This window comes from Endothiovibrio diazotrophicus, from assembly GCF_054657215.1.
Window position 1 is genome coordinate 1 of record NZ_BAAHXB010000046.1, and the last position, 20,455, is coordinate 20,455.

General features: G+C 68.8%; 11 protein-coding genes. 5 read left to right on the forward strand and 6 right to left on the reverse strand.

Annotation, left to right across the window (positions count from 1 at the left end; all coding sequences use genetic code 11):
• Positions 1 to 158: 158 nt before the first annotated feature.
• Positions 159 to 4,187, forward strand: a complete 4,029-nt coding sequence (locus ACYQ2W_RS12795) for a PAS domain S-box protein (RefSeq protein WP_459867491.1) — start codon at positions 159 to 161, stop codon at positions 4,185 to 4,187.
• A 247-nt stretch (positions 4,188 to 4,434) separates the two neighbouring features.
• On the opposite strand, the gene ACYQ2W_RS12800 is transcribed toward ACYQ2W_RS12795, so the two are convergent.
• The 3 genes from ACYQ2W_RS12800 to ACYQ2W_RS12810 form a co-directional block, all read right to left on the reverse strand.
• Positions 4,435 to 6,090: a HAMP domain-containing methyl-accepting chemotaxis protein gene (locus ACYQ2W_RS12800; RefSeq protein WP_459867494.1), complete on the reverse strand. Its 1,656-nt coding sequence runs from the start codon at positions 6,088 to 6,090 to the stop codon at positions 4,435 to 4,437.
• Between the two features lie 203 nt (positions 6,091 to 6,293).
• Positions 6,294 to 6,977: a diguanylate cyclase domain-containing protein gene (locus ACYQ2W_RS12805; protein WP_459867567.1), complete on the reverse strand. Its 684-nt coding sequence runs from the start codon at positions 6,975 to 6,977 to the stop codon at positions 6,294 to 6,296.
• 4 nt (positions 6,978 to 6,981) lie between these two features.
• Positions 6,982 to 8,190, reverse strand: coding sequence for a DUF3135 domain-containing protein (locus ACYQ2W_RS12810; RefSeq protein ID WP_459867497.1), 1,209 nt, complete (start codon positions 8,188 to 8,190; stop codon positions 6,982 to 6,984).
• 308 nt (positions 8,191 to 8,498) lie between these two features.
• Here ACYQ2W_RS12810 and ACYQ2W_RS12815 point away from each other — a divergent pair, with 308 nt between their 5' ends.
• Positions 8,499 to 11,408, forward strand: coding sequence for an EAL domain-containing protein (locus ACYQ2W_RS12815; RefSeq protein WP_459867500.1), 2,910 nt, complete (start codon positions 8,499 to 8,501; stop codon positions 11,406 to 11,408).
• Between the two features lie 320 nt (positions 11,409 to 11,728).
• Here the strand turns inward: ACYQ2W_RS12815 and sbnA are convergent, their stop codons facing one another.
• Positions 11,729 to 12,802 (reverse strand): 2,3-diaminopropionate biosynthesis protein SbnA, encoded by a 1,074-nt coding sequence (gene sbnA, locus ACYQ2W_RS12820; protein ID WP_459867503.1) that lies wholly within the window; start codon positions 12,800 to 12,802, stop codon positions 11,729 to 11,731.
• Complete coding sequence (locus tag ACYQ2W_RS12825) at positions 12,799 to 13,329, reverse strand: GNAT family N-acetyltransferase (RefSeq protein WP_459867506.1); 531 nt, start codon at positions 13,327 to 13,329, stop codon at positions 12,799 to 12,801. The genes sbnA and ACYQ2W_RS12825 overlap by 4 nt, the downstream gene beginning before the upstream one ends.
• 1,160 nt (positions 13,330 to 14,489) lie before the next feature.
• Between ACYQ2W_RS12825 and ACYQ2W_RS12830 the strand changes: the two genes are divergently transcribed.
• The gene (locus tag ACYQ2W_RS12830) at positions 14,490 to 15,023 is read left to right on the forward strand and encodes an REP-associated tyrosine transposase (protein WP_459867509.1); all 534 of its coding nucleotides are present in this window, start codon (positions 14,490 to 14,492) and stop codon (positions 15,021 to 15,023) included.
• Positions 15,024 to 15,190: 167 nt separating this feature from the next.
• Here ACYQ2W_RS12830 and ACYQ2W_RS12835 read toward each other — a convergent pair whose 3' ends face one another.
• A complete protein-coding gene (locus tag ACYQ2W_RS12835) occupies positions 15,191 to 15,700 on the reverse strand; it encodes a hypothetical protein (protein ID WP_459867512.1) in 510 nt (169 codons plus the stop codon).
• A 265-nt stretch (positions 15,701 to 15,965) separates the two neighbouring features.
• Here ACYQ2W_RS12835 and ACYQ2W_RS12840 point away from each other — a divergent pair, with 265 nt between their 5' ends.
• Complete coding sequence (locus tag ACYQ2W_RS12840; protein ID WP_459867515.1) at positions 15,966 to 17,567, forward strand: response regulator; 1,602 nt, start codon at positions 15,966 to 15,968, stop codon at positions 17,565 to 17,567.
• A gap of 43 nt (positions 17,568 to 17,610) precedes the next feature.
• On the forward strand, positions 17,611 to 20,424 hold the full coding sequence (locus ACYQ2W_RS12845) for a PAS domain S-box protein (protein ID WP_459867518.1): 2,814 nt from the start codon (positions 17,611 to 17,613) through the stop codon (positions 20,422 to 20,424).
• Positions 20,425 to 20,455 lie beyond the last annotated feature (31 nt).

A 20,455-nucleotide genomic window follows, 5' to 3' on the forward strand; every position in this document is an offset into this window, starting at 1 on the left:
GGAGGGCGCCATCGCGGCCTCGGGGCCGCTCCTACGGGTGTCGGTGTGGTAGATTGGATCGTTTCCCCGGCGCGTCCGTCGCGGGGAGGGGATGAGGGGATGGAGTCCCGGGTGTGGTACGTGGAACGCTCCTCCCGCTTTTTCTCGGCAAAGCAAAATTGATCAAGAACATTGTCCGCGTGGGCCTGCTGTCGTGCTGGTTGCTTGCCCCCCTCGCCGCCGTCGCCGCCACGCCGCTGGAGCAGTGGCGCGATCATCTCTCCGCCGCCCGCCAACTGGCGGAGAACGACGGCCCGCGCGCCTACCACGAGGCGGAGCGGCTGGTCGCCGAGCCGCCGCCGGGGGTGCTCCCCGCGGACCGCGTGCGGGCGCTCAACGTCCTCGCCCGCGCCGAACTCTACCTGGCGAAGAGCGCCGCCGCCGGCAAGCACGCGGAGCAGGCGCTGGCGCTGGCCAAGGCCAACGGCGACCGCATCGGCCGCGCCGAGGCCGACCTGGTCCTCGCCCTCAACACCGTCAACCAGGCGCGCATCGACGCCCTGGTCGAGGCCGCCACCGACGCGCTGACCGCGCTCGACGGGGTCACCGGCCGGCCCGACCTGATCAGCGAGGCGATGCTGCGCGTCGGCATGATGTACCGGCGTATCGGCCGCCTCGACGACTCGGTGACGATCGCCCTGCAGGCAAAGGAGATGGCCGAGGAGAGCGGCGATCCGCTGGCCCTGGTCCACGCCGACAACGGCTTGGCCTACACCTACGACCTCAGCGGCCACCACGACGAGGCGGCCCACTATTTCGAGGAGATGGGCAAATATGCCCGGCTCGCCGGTTCGCGGCGCTCGGAGGCGGCGGCGCTGCTCGGCGTCGGCAGTCAGCAGTGCGCGCTGAAGCGGTGCGCGGAGGGCGAAAAGCGGATCCGCGAGGCGATCGGGATCTTCCGCCGCATCGGCGGTCCCTTCTACATCGCCCACGCGCTGTACATGCTGGCCGACACGCTGCGCCGGCAGGGACGCGGCGAGGAGGCCCGCCCGCTGATCGACGAGATCGTCGAAATCTATTCCAGTCGCGGAAACCGGATCGGCCTGTGGTGGACGCTGAAGGCGCGCAGCGGCGATCGCCAGGCGGCGGGGGATCTGCCCGGGGCGTGGAGCGACGCCGAGCGCAGCTACGGCCTGGCCAAGGAGATCGGGCTGGCCCTCTATCTCGGCGGCAGCGCGCGGCGGATGGCGGCGGTCGCCGCCGGCTCCGGCGATCACCGCAAGGCCTATCGCCTCGCCGCCGAGGCGCTGGCGCTGGCCGAGCAGGCGGATCGCGAGCGTGCCGGCCGGCATCTGCGCGAGCTGACCCGCCGCTACCGCGAGGAGAGTCACCAGCGGCGGATCGACGAACTGACCCACCGCAACCAGCTCCAGGCGGTGAAGATCGCACGGAGCACCCTCGAGCGGCGCTGGCTGATCACCCTGATCGGCGCCAGCCTGGTGATCCTCGTCGGCGTGCTGCTGTTCCTGCGGCAGCAGCGGCGCGCCAACCGCCTGTTGAGCGGTGCCAACGTCGAGCTGGCGCTGCGCGACTACGCCCTCGACCGGGTCGGCGAGGCGGCGTTCCTGGTCGACCGGCAGGCGCGCCTCCTCTACGTCAACGAGGAGGCGTGCCGCTCGCTCGGCTACGGGCGCGACGAGCTGTCGCGGATGACGGTGATGGACATCGACCCCGACTGGTCCGCCGACCGCCATGCGGCGGCGTGGGAGGGGTTGAAGGCGCGGAGCGTGAAGCCCCTGGAGAGCCTTCACCGGCGCAAGGACGGCACCCTCGTCCCGGTCGAGGTCAGCGGCTCCCACTTCGAGTTCGGCGGCCGCGAGTTCGTGCTCAGCCTGGTGCGCGACATCACCGAGCGGAAGCGGACCGAGGCGGCCTTGCGCGCCAGCGAGGAGCGCTACCGGCAGGTCTTCGAGAACTCTCCGGTCTCCATCTGGGAGGAGGACTTCTCGGCGGTGAAGGCGGAGTTCGAGCGGCTGCGCGCGGCGGGGGTCGACGACCTCGCGGCCTACTTCGCGGGCCACCCGGAGGCCGTGCGGGGGTGTGCCGAGCGGGTGCGCATCGTCGATGTCAACCGTGCGGCGGTGGCGCTACACGAGGCGCCGGACAAGGAGCGGCTGCTCGCCGGGCTGGTCGACACCTTCACCGAGGAGTCGTTTGCCGCCTTCCGCCGCCAACTGCTCTGTCTGTGGGACGGCGGTCGCGCCATGCGCAGCGAGGCGGTGGTCAAGACCCTGGCCGGGGAGCGGCGCGAGGTGGCCGTCCACTTCGCGGTCTGTCCCGGTGTCGGCGAATCGCTGGAGCGGGTGCTGGTGTCGCTGATCGATATCACCGAGCGCAAGGCGGCCGAGCGGCGCCTGAGGCAGGCCCTGGAGTTCTCCGAGGGGGTGATCAACGCCATCCCCGATCTGCTCTTCGAGGTGGACGTGCACGGGCGCTATCTCAACGTCTGGACGCGCAACCCCGAGCTGCTCGTCGCGCCCAAGGAGGCGCTGCTCGGGCGGACGATCGACGAGGTGCACTCCCCCGAGGCGGCGGCGGACGCCATGGCCGGCCTCCTCGAGGCGGACGCCGAGGGGCTCTCCTTCGGTCGCGTGATACGCATCGACCTGCCCGGGGGGAGTCACTGGTTCGAGCTGTCGATATCGAAGAAACGGGTGGAGGAGCCGCTCGCCGAGGCGCGCTTCCTGGTGCTGTCGCGCGACATCACCCAGCGGGTGCGCGCCGAGCTGGCGCTGGTCGCGCGCGAGCGTGAGTTCCACTCGCTGGCCGAGAACATCCCCGACCACATCGTCCGTTACGACCTCCAGGCGCGCAAGACCTACCTCAACAGCGCGATGGCGCGGCTGATCGGCATCGCGCCGGGCGAGGTGCTCGGGCTGACCCCGGAGGAGACCCCGCCGAAGGCGCGCGCGCTGAACATCGAGGAGTACGCGCGCACGCTGCGCGCGGTGCTGGCGGACGGCGAGCCGCGCGAGCTGGAGACGCCGCTGGACCACGCCGTCGAAGGACGGCGGACCTACAGCGTGCGCTTCGTCGCCGAGCGCGATGAGGGCGGCGGGATCGTCGGCGCGCTGATGGTCGGTCGCGACATCACCGCGCGCAAGCACGCCGAGGAGGCGCTGGCGGCGCGCGAACGTCAGTTCCGCACCCTGGCGGAGAGTCTGCCGGACAACATCGTTCGCTACGACCGTGGCGGGCGGGCCCGCTACGTCAACCCGGTGCTGCTGCAGACCCTGGGGCGGGGTTTCGAGGACCGGCTCGGTCAGACCGTCCGTGAGGCCTTTCCCGGCGGTGAGTTCGATGACTACGCACGGCTGATCGAGCGGGTGTTGGCGAGCGGAGAAGTCGGCCAGATCGAACGGGTGGTAATGGACGTGCGGCGGGGGATGGAGCGCATCCACCAGATTCGCGTGATCCCCGAACGCGACGAGCGGGGCGAGCTCACCGGCGTGCTCGCCATCGGTCACGACATCACCGAGCTGAAGGAGGCCGAACGTCAGATGCGCCGGCTCACCGCCCACCGCGAGGCGGCCCGCGAGGAGGAGCGCAAGCGCATCGCCCGCGAGGTCCACGACGAACTGGGCCAGTTGCTCACCGCACTGCGCATGAATGTCTCGCTGCTGCGCCTGCGCTTCGGCGAGGCGTCGCCGCCGCTGCTCGAGCACGCCCGGCGGATGATGGAGCTGGTCGACCGGACCCTCCAGGTGGTGCGCGACGTGGCGGCGCGGCTGCGTCCGGCCGCCCTCGACATGGGGATCGGTTCCGCGCTGGAGTGGCTCGCCGGCGAGTTCAGCCGCCACTCCGGGCTGCCCTGCGAGATGCGGGTCGACGACGGGGAGATCGCGCTGGAGGAGACGCGGGCCACCGCGGTGTTCCGCATCGCCCAGGAGTCGCTCACCAACGTCGCCCGCCACGCCGGGGCGGGCCGGGTGTGGCTGACCCTGGAGCGGCGGGGGGCGCACTGCCTGCTGGAGGTGCGCGACGACGGCGTCGGTTTCGACCCCGCGCTCGGCCGGCGCAACTCCTTCGGCCTGGTCGGTCTGCGCGAGCGGGCGCAGATCCTGGGCGGGGAGCTGGAGATCGACAGCGCGCCGGGGCGGGGGACCACGGTGACGCTGCGTATCCCGGTCGATGAGGCCGACGCCTGAGCGTTCGTCGGGGGAGGTGAAAGGAAAAAGGGCCTTCTGTTCGATGCCTGTCGGCCTTTCACGCCGTGTCGGTCGGGACCCGCGTAGGTCGGCGCTACCGCGCCGACGCGAACGGAGGCAGCGGACTCACGGTGACGACGATCCCTCCGAATGGAACGTGCCATTCGGAACGCGCGGCGGAATCCGTTGCAGCGCGGTGCCTCCGTTTGCGTCGGCGCGGTAGCGCCGACCTACGCCAACCCGCCGGTCAGATCCGGAACTGTCGCACCACTCCCTGCAACTGCACGGCGAGCCGGGCCAACTGCTCGCTGGCCGCGGCGGTCTCGGTGGCCCCGTCGGCGGTCTCCTCGGCGACCTGGTTGATGGTGACGATGTTGCGGTTGATCTCCTCGGCCACCGCGCTCTGCTCCTCGGCGGCGCTGGCGATCTGCGCGTTCATGTCGTTGATCCGCGCCACCGCCGCGGTGATCTCCTGCAACGCGGCGCCGGCGCCGGCGGCCTGCTCGACCCCGCCGCGGGCCTGCCGCTCGCTGGTCTCCATGGCGCCGACCGCGCTGCCGACGCGGCTCTGCAGCCGGGTGATGGTCTGCTGGATCTCCTCGGTCGACTCCTGGGTGCGGCTGGCCAGGGTGCGCACCTCGTCGGCCACCACCGCGAAGCCGCGGCCGGAGTCGCCGGCGCGCGCGGCCTCGATGGCGGCGTTGAGCGCCAGCAGGTTGGTCTGCTCGGCGATGCCGCGGATCACGTCGAGCACCCCGCCGATGTCGGCGGTCTCCTCCTCCAGCGAGCGGATCTCGTCGGCCACCCGCTCGACCTCGCCGGCCAGTGCGTCGATCGCCTCGACGCTGGCGGCGACCACCCGGCCGCCGCGTCCGGCCGCCTCGTCGGCCTCGCGGGCGGACTCCGCGGCGAGCCCGGCGTTGCGCGCCACCTCGTGGACGGTGGCGTTCATCTCGTTCATGGCGGTGGCCACCTGCTCGGTCTCCAACTGCTGGCGGCGCACCCCGTCGGTGGTGTGGCGGGTCACCGAGGAGGTCTGTTCCGCCGCCGCCGCCAACTGGTCGGTGGCGTGGTTCACCTCCTGCAGGACCTGCTGGAAGCGCTCGCCCATGGTGTTGAAGGCGCGCGCCACGCGCCCCAGTTCGTCCTTGCCCCGGTACTCGGCGCGGGCGGTGAGCTCGCCGTCGGCGAGGCGGCCGGAGGCCTGCTCGAGGATCTCCACCGCCTGGCCGATGCCGCGGATGATGACCACCGCGAGCAGGACGGCGATGCCGATGCCCGCGGCCATCAGCCCGAGGAAGAACCGCTGTAGCCCGGCGTAGTCGGCGGCGGCCCGCTCCTCCGCCCGGTGGGCCTGGTCGAGCTCGTATTGCAGGATGCTCTCCAGCGCCTCATCGACGGGGGCGAACAGCGGGTTGACCCGGGTCAGCAGGAGCTCTTCGGCGTGGCGGTAGTCGCCGGCGAGCACGGCCTCCAGGGCGGGTTCGAGTCCCTCGGCGAGGTAGGCGGCGTGGCCCTTGTCGAAGGTTTCGGCCAGCCGCCGCTCCTCGTCGGTGCGCACGTTTTGCCGATACTCGCCCCAGATCCGCTCGACCTCCTGCTGGTTGTGGCGGATCTCATCGACGTGCAGGGCCAGCGGGTGGTCGTGCAGCCGGGAGAGGGGGCTCCCCGGGTCGTGCTGGAGGGCGAGGCCCAACTGGGTACGGTTCTCGCGCATCCGCCCGATGATTTGGCCGAGCGCGACGCTCGGCAGGAGGCGTTCGGCGTAGGTCTCGTGCAGGGCGCCGCGCAGCCCGCTCATGCCGTTCAGCCCCACCCCGCCGATGGTGAGCATCACCAGCGCGGAGAAGGCGACCAGGAGGGTCAGGCGGATCTTGATGGAGGTGTTCTTGAAGGGGTTCATTACGTCGTCACTGCACGTCGCGTGGTGTCGGGAATATCGGTCCTGGAGGAGGGTTGCCCGAATATGGCAAATCTCTTACATGACTGTAATATATTCTCGCATACTTGTAACAGATATGCCTCTTTTGCCCCCCTGCCGCAAGGGGGGATTCCTTCGCGGGCCGGGGAGTGCCGCCGCGCGCGGCCGGTCGGCGCGTCAGCTCGTCAGCGCGTGTTGCGGCAAGGTTTCGAAGCGCTCGGTGAATTCCAGAAACGCCTCCCGCCCCATCGGCCTGCCGAAGTGGTAGCCCTGCGCCATCCGGCAGCCGTGAGACTCCAACAGCACCGCCCGGGCGGCGTTCTCGACCCCTCGGCGACCACCTGCTGGCCGAGGCAGCGGGCGATCGAGATCATCGCCTTGACCAGCTCCAGGTGGTGGGCGCTGGCGGTCAGCTCCTTGGAGCAGAAGCGGAAGTCGTCGCGGCCGGAGCGCTTGGCGAGGAACATCGCCGCGTCGGCCTGGCGGATCAGCTCGTCGGCGTCGTCGCCGTCGTTGGGGAACAGCGCGATGCCGACGCTGGCGCTGATGAACAGCTCGTTGCCCTGCGGGGTGAAGGGCAGGGCGAACGCCCCGAGCAGCTTGCGGGCGACCCGCCCGAGGTCCTCGCCGGAGCGGGTCTCCGGCAGCAGGGTGCCGGCGGGGGGGGGCGGGGGCGGACGAATCTCTCTCGGGCTTGGCCATGGATGGTTGTCGTTGTTGTTCTGCGTCGGCGGGTGGGGCGCCGCCGACGACCGCTTCCGCGGGGCAGCCCACGAGCCTGTCGATTCGATGGTAGGCCGGCCGGCGGCCTCCCCGATATCGGCTGATGCTGATTTGCGGGTAGGGGATCGGGTGGCTGGTGTAGGGATTGCCCTACAGCGGTGGCCGCGGGCGGGCGTCGCCGACGCGGGGGCCGTCGTCGGCTTCGCCGTCGGTCCGCGCCGGGGCGGTGAGGCGGGCGCGGGCGGGGAACTCGAGGGGGGTGGACGGGCGCGCGGCGGCCGGGGAGGGCGTCTCGGATTCGCCCGGCGCCGGGCGCCCTTCCCGCGCCGCTTCGCGCGACCGCCCGGGGCCATTGCCGTCGGCGGCGAGGCGCCGCGATTCCAACACCGCGGCCGCCGCGGGATGGTGCGCGGCGAGGGTAAGGGCCTGCGCCAGACCGCCGTCGCCATAGAGGCTCTCCCACATCATCCGCGAGAAGCTCACGCAGGCGCCCAGCGCCGGGCGTTCGCGGCGCACCTGGTCGAGGCGCCACTGAAGGCCGCGCAGGCGCCGGTGGCTGTCCGGTTTGACGCTGGCGATGTAGCTCTCGACCAGTTCGCGACGCCGGCGCTCGAAGGCGGCCGGGTCGCGCGCCGCCAGTTCCCGCAGGGCGTTGCCGGGGGCGATCAGCGCGCGGCCGGGGCGGAGTTCGTCGCCGTTCGCGGCCTCCTTCACCTCGATCCCACAGAGTCCGTCGAGGCGCCGGGCGAAGGCGGCGGTGAAGCCCGCCGGCATGTGCTGGACGACCACCACCCCGGGGGCGTCCGCGGGCAGTTCGGTGAGTACCACCCGCAGCGCCTCGGTGCCGCCGGTGGAGGCGCCGATCGCCACCACCGGCTCGGTGGTGCGCACCAGGGCGCGCGAGGGCGGGGCGAGCATCGCGTCGGCGGTGAGCTTGGGGGCGCTCCGGCGCGGCGCGGCGCGCCGCGGGCGGGCGTGGGCCGCCGCCTTGACCACGTCGCAGATGCGGATGCGCGCCTCGTCGAGGAAGCGCCGGGTGTCCAGCCGCGGCTTCTCGATCACCTCCACCGCGCCGTACTCCAGCGCCTTCAGCGCGGTCTCCGAGCCGGCACCGGTGAGGCTCGAGCACATCACCACCGGGATCGGGTGCTGGGCCATCAGCTTGCGCAGGAAAGGGCGTTCGTCGGCGCCCTCGGGGCTGAAGACGTGGTCGCAGTAGGAACGGTAGTCGTTGAAGCCGGTGGCGCTGAGGCGGCGGCGCAGGCGGCCCATCAGCATGGTCTTCTTGGTGGGCGGCATCATGATGCCGAGCCGTCCCTGGACCAGGGAGGCGAGGCGCTGGAAGTCGTTTTCATGCACGGCGGCGAGCGCTCGGATTCAAAGGGGAGGTGCCTCCACCCGCCCCGGCCGGGACCGGGTCGATCCGTCGACCCGACAGGAGGGGTGGTCCGTGGTGAGGGGGAGCGGGTGGAAGCGGCACCAGGATCGCGCCAACGGCCGGCGGGGACAATCGGGCCATCCTGATTCGGGGGTAGGGATTTCCTGATCCCAGCGACCACCATCACCCGCCACCCGCGGCGCGGCTCGTCGTCGCCGGCTTGTCGCGCCACGCGTGTAGCGGGAATAATGGCAGGCTTTCAGGATCGGCACGTCGCGGGTTGATTTTCATGTCCGATGGAACCGGGATCGGGGGAGGCGACGACGGAAACGCCGTCCCGTCGTCGCGTGGCGGCGAGGCGGCGTTCCGTTCGCTGGCCGATTGCGAGCGCGAGCTGCGTGGTCTGGAGGAGAACCTGCCGGATTACATCGTCCGCTACGACCGCGAATGCCGTCTGGTCTACGCCAACCCCCGGGTGATGGCGGTGAAGCGGCGGCTGCTCGGGCGCAACCCGATCGGCGAGCGGCCGAGCGACTCCTACCCGGACGGCAGCTTCGCCGCGTTCGAGGCGGCGCTGTGCCGGGTCGTCACCAGCGGGCGCACGGAGGATTTCGAGTTCCAGTTGCCCGAGGAGGGCTACGGCGGGCAGTACCACCTGATCCGCATGGCCGCCTACCGGGACGCTGCCGGCGAGGTGGTCGGGGTGATCACCATCGGCCGCGACATCACCGAGCGCAAACGCACCGAGATGCGCCTGCAGAAGAGCCTGCGGGAGTTCAACGAGCTGGTCGACCGGGTGCCGGTCGGCGTCTTCAAGCTGCTCAGCGGCGCCGACGGCGGCTGGGCCTTCGAGTACGTGAGCCCGCGCTGGTGCGAGCTGATCGGGGTGAGCGAGGCGCTCGCCCTCGGCGATTTCGATGCGGTCATGGACTGTGTCCACCCCGACGAGCGCGCCGACCTGCAGGCGCGGATGGGCGAGGCGGTGGCCGCCCTTCGCCCCTTCACCTGGGAGGGGCGGATCGTCCACGAGGCGGGCGAGCGCTGGGTCCATATCGAGTCCAACCCGGCGCCGGAGGCCTCCGGGGACATCCGCTGGAACGGCGTCGTGCAGGACATCGGCGAACGGCGGCGGGCCGAGGAGCACCGCCGGCTGACCGCCAGCGTCTTCGCCGACTCCCACGAGGGGATCGTCATCACCGACGCCGAGGCGCGGATCGTCGAGGTCAACGAGGCGTTCAGCCGGATCACCGGCTACGAGCGCGACGAGGTGCTGGGCCGCAATCCCCGTCTGTTGAAGTCCTCGCGCCAGGATGCGCCCTTCTATGCCGCGATGTGGCACGCCATCACGCAGAACGGGCACTGGAGTGGCGAGGTGTGGAACCGGCGCAAGGACGGTGTGATCTACCCCGAGTACCTCACCATCTCCGCGGTGCACAACCACTCCGGCAAGGTGACCCACTACGCCGGGGTGTTCGCCGACATCACCGCGCTGAAGGAGCAGGAGCGGCAGCTCGAGCGGATCGCCCACTTCGATGCCCTCACCGGCATGCCCAACCGGACGCTGCTCGGCGACCGGCTCAACCAGGCGATCGCCCACGCCCGGCGCAACCGCTCGCTGGTGGCGGTGGCCTCCCTCGATCTGGACGACTTCGCGCCGATCAACGAGCGTTTCGGCCGTCCGCTCGGCGACCGGCTGCTGGTGCGGGTCGCCGAGCGGCTGAAGGAGGAGCTGCGCGGCGATGACACGGTGGCGCGCCTCGGCGGCGACGAGTTCGTGCTGCTGCTGCCCGATCTGGCCGACGTCGAGCAGTGCGCCGCGATCCTCCAGCGGCTGCTTGACGCGGTGGCCGGCGAGCACGCCATCGACGGCCGGTCGATCTCCCTCTCCGCGAGCGTCGGCGTTACCCTCTTCCCGCTCGACAGCGCCGACCCGGAGATCCTGCTGCGCCACGCCGACCAGGCGATGTATCGCGCCAAGCAGGAGGGGAAGAACCGCTTCCACCTGTTCAACCCGGAGCAGGACCGCAAGCTACGGGACCGCCGCGAGTCGCTGGAACGGCTGGCCGAGGCGCTGCGCGAGGAGGCGTTCGTCCTCTATTATCAGCCCAAGGTCGAGCTGGCGAGCGGGGCGGTGATCGGCGCCGAGGCGCTGATCCGCTGGCAGCACCCCGAGCGCGGACTGCTCCCGCCGACGGTGTTCCTGCCGCTGCTCGAAGGGAGCGAGCTGGCGGTCGCCGTCGGCGAGTGGGTGATCGACTCGGCGCTGGCGCGGATCGCCGCTTGGAAGGCTGAGGGGCTGGCGCTGACCGTCAGCGTCAACGTCGACGCCGACCACATCATGCGCCCGGACTTCGTCGAGCAGCTGCGGGCGATCCTCGCCCGCCACCCCGCGGTCGCCCCCGGCGACCTGGAGCTGGAGATCCTCGAATCCACGGCGATCTCGGACATCGAGCGCGCCGGGCGCGTCCTGGAGTCGGTCGCGGCGATGGGGATCGGCCTCGCCCTGGACGACTTCGGCACCGGCTACTCGTCGCTCAGTCACTTCAGCAAGCTGCCGGTGGACGTGCTCAAGATCGACCAGAACTTCGTGCGCAACATGCTGGCGGACCCGGAGAACCTGAACATCATCGAGGGCATCACCTTCCTCGCCAACGCCTTCCGCCGGCCGGTGGTCGCCGAGGGGGTGGAGACCCTCGAACACTTCGCGCTGCTGCTCCACCTCGGCTGCCCCTACGGCCAGGGCTACGGCATCGCCCGGCCGATGCCGGCGGAGGCGTTCGTCGCCTGGCGCGAGGCGTGGCAGCGGGAGGCCCCGTGGCGGGCGCTCCCCGCCATCGACCTGCCGAAGGAGGATGTGGTGCTGCAGGTGGCCGGGGCGAGCCACCGCCAATGGGTCGACGAGGTGGTCGCCGCATTGGAGGGGCCGGAGGCGCTGCCGCCGCCGCTGAACCGGCGCCAGTGCCGCTTCGGGCGCTGGTACCACGGCAACGGGCACAGCCGCTACGGCCACCTGCCGGGATACGCCGTCCTCGGGCAGGCGCACGAGCGGGTCCACGGGCTGGCCGCCGAGCTGCTGGCGCTGGCGGCCGCGGGGGATCGCGACGGCGCCCGCGGTCGTTGCGATGAGCTGTACGCGCTGCGCGGGCGTTTCCTGGTCGCGTTGGAGCAGCTGGCGGCGTCGGTCAGGGCGGGCGGTTGACCCCGTCGGCAGCGAGTAGCCCGGATGGAGCGTAGCGGAATCCGGGGAGGCACCGTTCGTTGGGTAAACCTGGATTCCGGAAGCCCTCCATCCAGGCTACTTTGCTACGCCCTGCTCCCGGCCGGGGAGGCGGGTGGGAAACGGGTAGCCTGGATGGAGCGTAGCGGAATCCGGGTGGGTGGGCTGGAGAAGGCCTGCTTCGTCACACCGGCCGACCTGTTCGACCGCTGCGCCAACGCGAGGCGGGTCGAGGTCGTCATCGAGTGAGCTCACTCCCGGTGTCTCGGGGCGCCCGTGGCGGGCGCCTTTCCGATGTTCAACTAGTGGTCCATGCTATGTTCCGTTGAAACCCCGCCATTCCAATCAAAGAGCGTAACGACCGGCGCGCTGGCCTGGTAAGGCCCTCCGCCGGGAAACGCTTCGCCGCATTTTTCACCAAAGCACTGCATTATCCACTCTTCCGAATAGAGGGTATCCAGATAACGTTCGCCCCGATCGGCGAATATCATCACGCAATTGCTACCCTCTTCGATGTGCTCTTGCATCGCCTCGACCGCCGCGGCGACGCCACCCGACGAGGCCCCCAGCAACAGCCCCTCCCGCGCCACGATCCGGTGACAGGAGCGGATACAGTCCTGCTCGGAGACCAGGACATAACCGGCAATGAGGCCATCGTCGCAATGTGGTGACCTCACTCCCGCCCCCATCCCCGGAAAGTGCCGCTTGGCGACACCACCCGGAAAAATCCTGCTCCCCGCCACGTCAACGGCGACGATCCTGGTATCCAGACCACTCTCCCGGACATACTCGGCACAGCCGCGGACGGTCCCGCAAGTACTGACCGCGCAAAACAGATAGTCGATTTTCCCATCCAGTTGATCCGCAATCTCTCTCATCGTTTCGCGATGAGCCAAGGGGTTATGGATGTTTGAGTATTGATTAACCCAAAAGTAGTCCCGATCCTTTTGGCACAGCAGCTTCGCGCGCGCTATTCTCGCCGGCAAAAATTCTCCGGTCTCGATATCGGGCTCCGATACATATTCGATTCTCCCTCCGTACGCCTTGATTATATTGACGTTGTGTGCGTTGGCGTGCGGGTCCACGATGCAGACGAACTTCAATTTGTAATAGGCGCAGATCTGCGCCAACCCCACACCGAGATTTCCTGACGAAGACTCCACTACCGTGGTGTGCTGCGTAATCCGGCCGTCGGCTATGGCATTGTCAATCATGCTAAGCGCGGTCCGATCCTTTATGCTGCCGCCCGGATTGACGCTTTCCAGCTTGGCGTAATACTTCACCGGCTTTCCCGTATACAGACTGCTCAGTTCGACCAGTGGCGTATTCCCGATGGAAGCCAAAATGCCGCGTCTCCCCTCTCTACAGTCACTCACCACCGAACCCTCCTTTCTTGTTGAGCAACCTGGGTGATCTTCAGCGACATAATGTGCTGAGGCCCCGCCTTACCAGCAAGGTAAAGCTCGTTTGAATCGACAAAACCACCTGCCAGATAGCAGTGCCTGGCAATCGGGTTTTGGCAATTCACCGTCAGGAAGATCTCCTCCTTGTCCGGATAGACCGACCCCAGATAGGCGGACAGTGATCGAATCGACCTCTTGCCGTAACCTAGGCCTTGAAACGCTCTGTCAATGAAATACGCCCTCAGTCCCAGGCTTTCCAGGCCCGCGAAAGCATAATTCCGACCATAGGCCGTATCCACGAGAAAGAAGCCGACGACCTGGTCGTCGACAAGAATGACGTGAGGGTGAACCTCGGCATTCACCCTCTCCAGAATCTCATCGATCCCGCCGACGAACCTTTTGTCCTCGTCAGCCACCCTCAACTTGACGACCTGCTCCAGGTGATGTGGCCCCATTCCCGCAAGCGTCAACACCGCGTCACCCTGTCCTCCGGTTTCCATGACACTCCTTCGCTTCAGCCGTTCACATCCTCCACGAGAACTTCCAGTTTCCTGAAAGCAGGGTTGCGTTTCCCCGCTCAGGGGTCATGCGGCCTCTCCGTTGTCAATGATGTGTCGGGTAAAATAAAACGTATTTGCGATCGGGGCGGGCAGTCATAAATCCTCGTCTCGAGGTTCCCGCTTCCGCGGCCGATTCATCCACCGTCCGATAGCCTCCCTCGGGGGCGGGACCGGGTATCCGTCGCGGCACTCCGGCCGAATTCCATCCCGCCCCACTATCCCAAGGCATCCCGGATCGGTCAACGGTGGAAGGTCGCCCGCCTCCCCGTTGCTCGCCGGTTGGGCAACCAGCTGGTGGACCCGGAGAACCTGAGCATCATCGCTGGACAACGTCGCTTTCGAGCCGGTAACGGGCAGCGTGCTCGACCCGACCCGACCCGACCCGCTCGGTCGGCCTGATGACCAATCCCACTGCCGAGGAGAAGACCCTCTCGTTACGGGGAACGGGCACCGTTCGTTGGGAGTCCTGGATTCCGCTGCGCTTCATCCAGGCTACCCGCTTTCAAGCCGCATCCCATGTCGGAAGTAGCCCGGATGGAGCGTAGCGGAATCCGGGGGGGCGGTACCGCTCGTTGGGAGTCCTGGATTCCGCTGCGCTTCATCCAGGCTACCTGCTTCCAACCCGCATCCCATGTCGGAAGTAGCCCGGATGGAGCGTAGCGGAATCCGGGGGGGCGGTACCGCTCGTTGGGAGTCCTGGATTCCGCTGCGCTTCATCCAGGCTACCCGCTTCCAACCCGCATCCCATGTCGGAAGTAGCCCGGATGGAGCGTAGCGGAATCCGGGGGGGCGGTACCGTTCGTTGGGAGTCATGGATTCCGCTGCGCTTCATCCAGGCTACCCGCTTCCAACCCGCATCCCATGTCGGAAGTAGCCCGGATGGAGCGTAGCGGAATCCGGGGGGGGGGGGCGGTACCGCTCGTTGGGAGTCCTGGATTCCGCTGCGCTTCATCCAGGCTACCCGCTCCTAACCCGCGTCCCATGTCGGAAGTAGCCCGGATGGAGCGTAGCGGAATCCGGGAACCCGGGCATCGATGCTTTTCTCCCCCCCGGTGCTTCGCTAACCTTCGCTCCAGTCAACTGAATCGAGGGAGCGGGCCATGGTCGGTTACCGTCGCAATTTCGTCCCGGGCGGTAGTTTCTTTTTCACCGTCACCCTCCGCGACCGCCGTTCGAATCTGTTGGTTCGCCATGTGGATGAGCTGCGGGAGGCCGTTCGCGCCGTGAAGCGGACCCGGCCGTTCGAGATCGTGGCGATGGTCGTGTTGCCGGACCATATTCACGCCCTTTGGGTCTTGCCGGAGGGGGACTCGGACTATCCCGGCCGGTGGCGGGCGATCAAGAGCCGCTTCACTCGCGCCCTGGTCCAACGCGGATTGGGTTTGATGAGGGATAAGCGGGGAGAGTATCGGTTTTGGCAGCGTCGCTATTGGGAGCACACGATCCGCGACGATGAGGATCTGACGCGGCACGTGGATTACATCCACTACAACCCGGTCAAGCATGGGCATGTGGGAAGGGTGCGGGATTGGCCCCACTCCTCGTTTCACCGTTTCGTCGCCGACGGGCGGTTGCCGCCGGAGTGGGGGGAGATCGGGCCGCCGGGCGAGGAGGGGCTCCGCTTCGGCGAATGAAGGGATGGGCGCCGTTGTTGGGGCTCCTGGATTCCGCTGCGCTTCATCCAGGCTACCCGCTTCCAACCCGTATCCCATGTCGGAAGTAACCCGGATGGAGCGTAGCGGAATCCGGGGGGCGGTACCGTTCGTGGGGAAACCTGGATTCCGGAAGCCCTCCATCCAGGCTACTCCCGGCCGGGGAGGCGGGTGGGAAACAAGCACCGTTCGTTGGGGAGTCCTGGATTTCGCTGCGCTTCATCCAGGCTACGGTTGGTTGGGGATCGGGCGGGGCGTTCGAGGGGGGGGAGCGGGGCGTCCGGCGGTGGACGCCCCGAGGGGGAGGGCCAGTCCGTGGTCGGTGCCAGCCGCTCGGCCTGGCGGACCACCGCCAGCTCGTCGTCGGAGAACACCCGGTCGAGGTCGAGCAGGATCAGGAAGCCCCCCTCGCGCACGTGGCGCAGGACGCTTCGGGAACCTTTGAGAAAGGTGCCGAAGCGGGCGTTATGCTCCCCCCACCATCCCCATAGCAGCCTGAAGGGCAGGAGGGTCAACAGGGTATAGCCACACCAGCGGTGGGTATGCAGCTCCACGTCGCCCCACCACCGGCTGATCCGGCAAGCGGCGACCAGTGTCGGCAAGCTCCAGTGGAGCAGGCGGAGCGGGAGATCCCAGACCGGTCCCGAGGTCAGATCCATTTCCTGGCCAGGTGTGGCGTAATTGCTGAATGCCGAATGTGGGTTTTCCCGAGGTTTGATCTACTTTTTACTTAAAGAGGGGCGTGGTGCCGTGCCCCTCACAGGAGGCGGTGAGCGGCACGCTGTTTCGGTGGGTCAAAGAGAGAAGGGGGTCAGCCAACCCGGCTTGGTGATCTCCGCGGGTGCGAAGGAACGGATGTCGTTTAACGGAGGCTCCTTTACCCTCTACCTTTGCCGGATTGAACCACGGGTGAATCTGATCCGCATGAGTGAGCCCCCTCTCCCTCCGGTCGCCAGTTCCCGGGCCCACATCCTGATCGTCGACGATCAGCCGGCCAACCTGCGGCTGCTCTCCGATCTGTTGCGCGAGGCGGGCCACAAGGTCCATGCCGCCCCCTCCGGCGAGCTGGCGCTGCGCTGGCTGGAGGGGCGGCTCCCCGACCTGATCCTGCTCGATATCCGCATGCCCGGCATCGACGGTTACGAGGTGTGTCGCCGGCTCAAGTCCACTCCGCGTGCCGCCGAGGTCCCGGTGCTCTTCATCAGCGCGCTGGACAACCCGCGGGACAAGGTGCAGGCCTTCGAGGTGGGGGCGGTGGACTACGTCAGCAAGCCGTTCGAGGCTCGCGAGGTGCTGGCGCGGGTCGACACCCACCTGCGCCTGCACCGCATGCACGACGAGCTGGAGCGCCAGGTGGCGGCGCGCACCGCCGAGCTGGTGCAGGCCAAGGAGCAGGCGGAGGCCGCCAACCGGGCGAAGAGCGAGTTCCTCACCGTGATGAGCCACGAGCTGCGCACCCCGTTGAACGTCATCATGGGGATGAGCGACCTGTTGACGGAGGCGCAGGGTGGCGAGGAGTGCCGCCGTTTCCTGGAAGTCCAGCAGCGCGCCTGTCGCGGGCTGCTGGCGGTGATCGAAGATGTGTTGACCCTCTCCAGCCTCGACGCCGGGGCGATCGTCGCCGAGGAGGCACCGTTCGATCTGGCGGCGCTGCTGGACTCGGTGGTGGACAATTTCGCCCACGCCGCCGAGGCGAAGGGGCTGACCCTGACGCTACGCCTCGATCCGGCGCTGGCGCACCGGCGGCGCGGCGATCCCGCCCGCCTGCGTCAGGTGCTGCTCAATCTGGTGGGCAACGCGGTGAAGTTCACCGGCGAGGGTGGGGTGGTGGTGGAGGTGGCGGCCGGTGCGGCGGAGCGGGTCTGCTTCGCGGTGCGCGACAGCGGCATCGGCATCGCCGCGGAGGAGCGCGCGCGGCTGTTCCAGCCCTTTACCCAGGCCGATTCCACCACCACCCGGCCGTACGGCGGTACCGGCATGGGGTTGGCCATCGCCGAGTCGATGGTGGGGCTGATGGGCGGGACGTTGGCGCTGGAGAGCGAGCTGGGCCGGGGCAGCCGGTTCCATTTCGAGCTGCCCCTCGGGGCGGCGCCGGAGGAGGCCGCGGCGCCGTCGCCGGTTGTCCCCGAGGCGGTGGCGGAGGGGGAGGGACTGGAGATCCTGCTGGCCGAGGACGCCGCCGACAACGCGGTGCTGATCGCCGCCTACCTGAAGCGCACCCCTCACCGGTTGACCGTCGTCGTCGACGGCCGCGAGGCGCTGGAGACGTTTCGGCGCGGGGCCTTCGCGCTGGTGCTGATGGATATCCAGATGCCGGTGATGGACGGCCACGAGGCGACCCGGGCGATCCGCGCCTGGGAGCGCGAACAGGGGCGCGCGCCGACCCCGATCGTCGCGTTGACCGCCCACGCCATGCGCGAGGACGAGGAGAAGAGCCTCGCCGCCGGCTGCGACGGCCACCTGACCAAGCCGATCCGCAAGGCGAAGCTGATGGAGGCCATTTCGACCTTCGTGGTCGACCGTTGACGGATGAAGATCCTTCCCCCCCGCGGGGGGAAGGATCTTCCCGGTGGAGGTCGGTGCCAGCCATTTCCGCTACGGCGAGGAGGAGTTCAATTTGGCGCCGGTGCGCGACATCTCCGAACGTGAACAGGCCGACGAGGAGAGCGCTCTGGAGCGTGTCGACCGGGTCCTGCTGGGGAGCCGGGACCTCGACCGGATGTCGGGGCGGGTCCTCGACACGCTGCTCGATCTCTTCGCCTGCGAGCGCGCCTCCGTGATCTACCCGTTCGATCCCGACGCGCCGGTCTGGCGGGTGTTGGTGGAGCGTTGTCGGCCGGGCTATGCGGGGGTGCGGTCGGCGGGCGGCGAGCTGCCGACGACCCCGCAGATCGCGGCGATGCAGCGGGCCTGCCTGGCCCTCGATCACCCCCTCTCCTGCGGCGCGGGCAGCGACCACCCGGTGCCGGAAGCGTTCCGGCAACGCTTCGGCGACCGGGCGCTGCTGACCACGATCCTGCGTCCCGACAACGACCGGCCGTGGGGCCTTTCGCTGATCCAGTGCGACCACGACCGGCGCTGGTCGGTCGCGGAGATCCGCCTGTTCGAGGCGATCGGTCGGCGCCTGTCGGCCGCCCTGACCACCTTGCTGGAACTGCGCGAGCTGCGCGAGAGCGAGAACAAATACCGGCGCATCGTCGATACCGCCAGCGAGGGGGTCTGGGGCATCGACGCGGGTCACCACACCACCTTCGTGAATGCCCGGATGGCCGAGATGCTGGGCTATTCCAGGCAAGAGATGATGGGACGTCGGGTGGAGGAGTTCCTCTTCGAGGAGGAGCTCGCCGATCACCGACAGCGCATGGAGAACCGTCGTGAAGGGGGTAACGAACAGTATGAGCGCCGTTTTCGGCGTGCCGATGGCGGCGAGTTGTGGGCGCTGGTCTCGGCGACCTCCGTCCGTGACGACGAAGGGCGCCTCCGCGGCTCCTTCGCCATGCTCACCGACATCACCGAGCGCAAGCGCATGGAGCAGGCGTTGCGGACCAACGAGCAGCGCTACCGCGATGCGCAATTCATCGGGCGCGTCGGCAACTGGGAGTACAACCTGCAGAGCGGCCGCTTCTGGGGGTCGGATGAGGCCAAGCGGCTCTACGGGTTCGATCCGCAGGCCGATGCGTTCTCGACCGACGAGGTCGAAAGCTGCATTCCCGAACGGGAACGGGTCCATCAGGCGCTCGTCGAGCTGATAGAGAACGACCGGGAATACGACATCGAGTTCGAGATCCGGCCGAGAAACGGGGCGGAGCCGAGGATCCTCGCATCCGTCGCCCGGTTGCAACGCGACGGGCAGGGCAATCCGCTCAAGGTCGCCGGGGTCGTCCAGGACATCACCGCCCGCAAACAGGCTGGCGAGGCGCTGCAACGCCACAAGGAGGCGCTGGAGCGGACCGTCGAGGAGCGCACCGCGCAGCTGCGCCAGGCGCGTGACGCCGCCCGGGCGGCGAGTCAGGCGAAGAGCCTGTTCCTCGCCAACATGAGCCACGAGCTGCGCACCCCGCTCAACGCCATCCTCGGCTTTTCGAACCTGATGCGGCGGGAGGCGGGGGTTACCCCGGCGCAGGCGGAGAACCTCGACATCATCAACCGCAGCGGCGAGCACCTGCTGCAGCTGATCAACGACGTGCTGGAGATCGCCAAGATCGAGTCCGGGCGTCTGCAACTGGAGATCGCCCCGTTCGATCTGGGGGCCCTGGTTCGCGAGGTCATCGATCTGATGCGGCTGCGTGCCGAGCAGAAGGGGCTGTACCTGCGGCTCGATCAGTCCTCGGCCTTTCCGCGTTACATCGAGGGTGACGAGGCGCGCCTGCGGCAGATCCTGATCAACCTGGTGGGCAACGCGGTGAAGTTCACCGAGCGGGGCGGGGTTAATGTCCGTCTCGGCGTCAAGGACAATGCTCGCCACCGCTTGTTGATCGAGGTCGAGGACAGTGGACCGGGGATCGCCCCCGAGGAGCGCCGGCGGCTGTTCGAGCCCTTCGTCCAGACGGCGCGGGGGAGCGCCAAGGGGGGGACCGGATTGGGTCTGGCGATCACCCGCCAGTTCGTCGAGCTGATGGGAGGCGTGATCGGGGTCGAGAGTCGCCCGGGCGAGGGCTCGTGCTTCCGCATCGACCTGCCGCTGGCGTCGGCGAAGGGGGTCGAGCCGCCCGCGACGGAAGCGTCGCCCGGCGAGGTGATCGGGCTCCTCCCCGGTCAGCCGGCCTTTCGCATCCTGATCGCCGAGGACCATGCGGAGAACCGGCTGCTGCTGGTCCGGCTGATGGAGGCGCTGGGGCTGGCGGTGCGGGTGGCCGGGGACGGCGAACAGTGTGTGCGGCTGTTCCGCGAGTGGCGGCCCGACCTGATCTGGATGGACCGGCGGATGCCGGTACTGGACGGGGTGGCGGCGAGCCGGCGGATCCGCGCGCTGCCCGGCGGCGAGCGGGTGAAGATCGTTGCGGTGACCGCCTCGGTGTTCAAGGAGGAGCAGCCGGAGCTGGCGGCGGCGGGGATCGACGACCTGGTGTGCAAGCCCTACCGTCCCGCCGAGATCTACGCCTGCCTGGCGCACCATCTCGGGCTGCGTTATCGCTACCGTGAAGCGGTGGCGATGCCGTCGGCGGAGGCGCCGACTCCCGCCCTGCTGGCCCGGTTGGAGGTGCCGCTGCGTGAGCGGTTGCGGGAGGCCGCCGAGCAGCTCGACTGCGAAGGGGTCGAGGCGTTGGTGGCGCGGGTCGGCGAGCGCGAGCCGGAGCTGGCCCGCGCGCTCCATACACTCGCCGAACGTTTCGACTACCCGGCGATCCTGAAGGCGCTGGAAGGAGTGGAACGAGATGACTAGGGGCCCGCGAAAGAATAACTTCCTGTTTTGG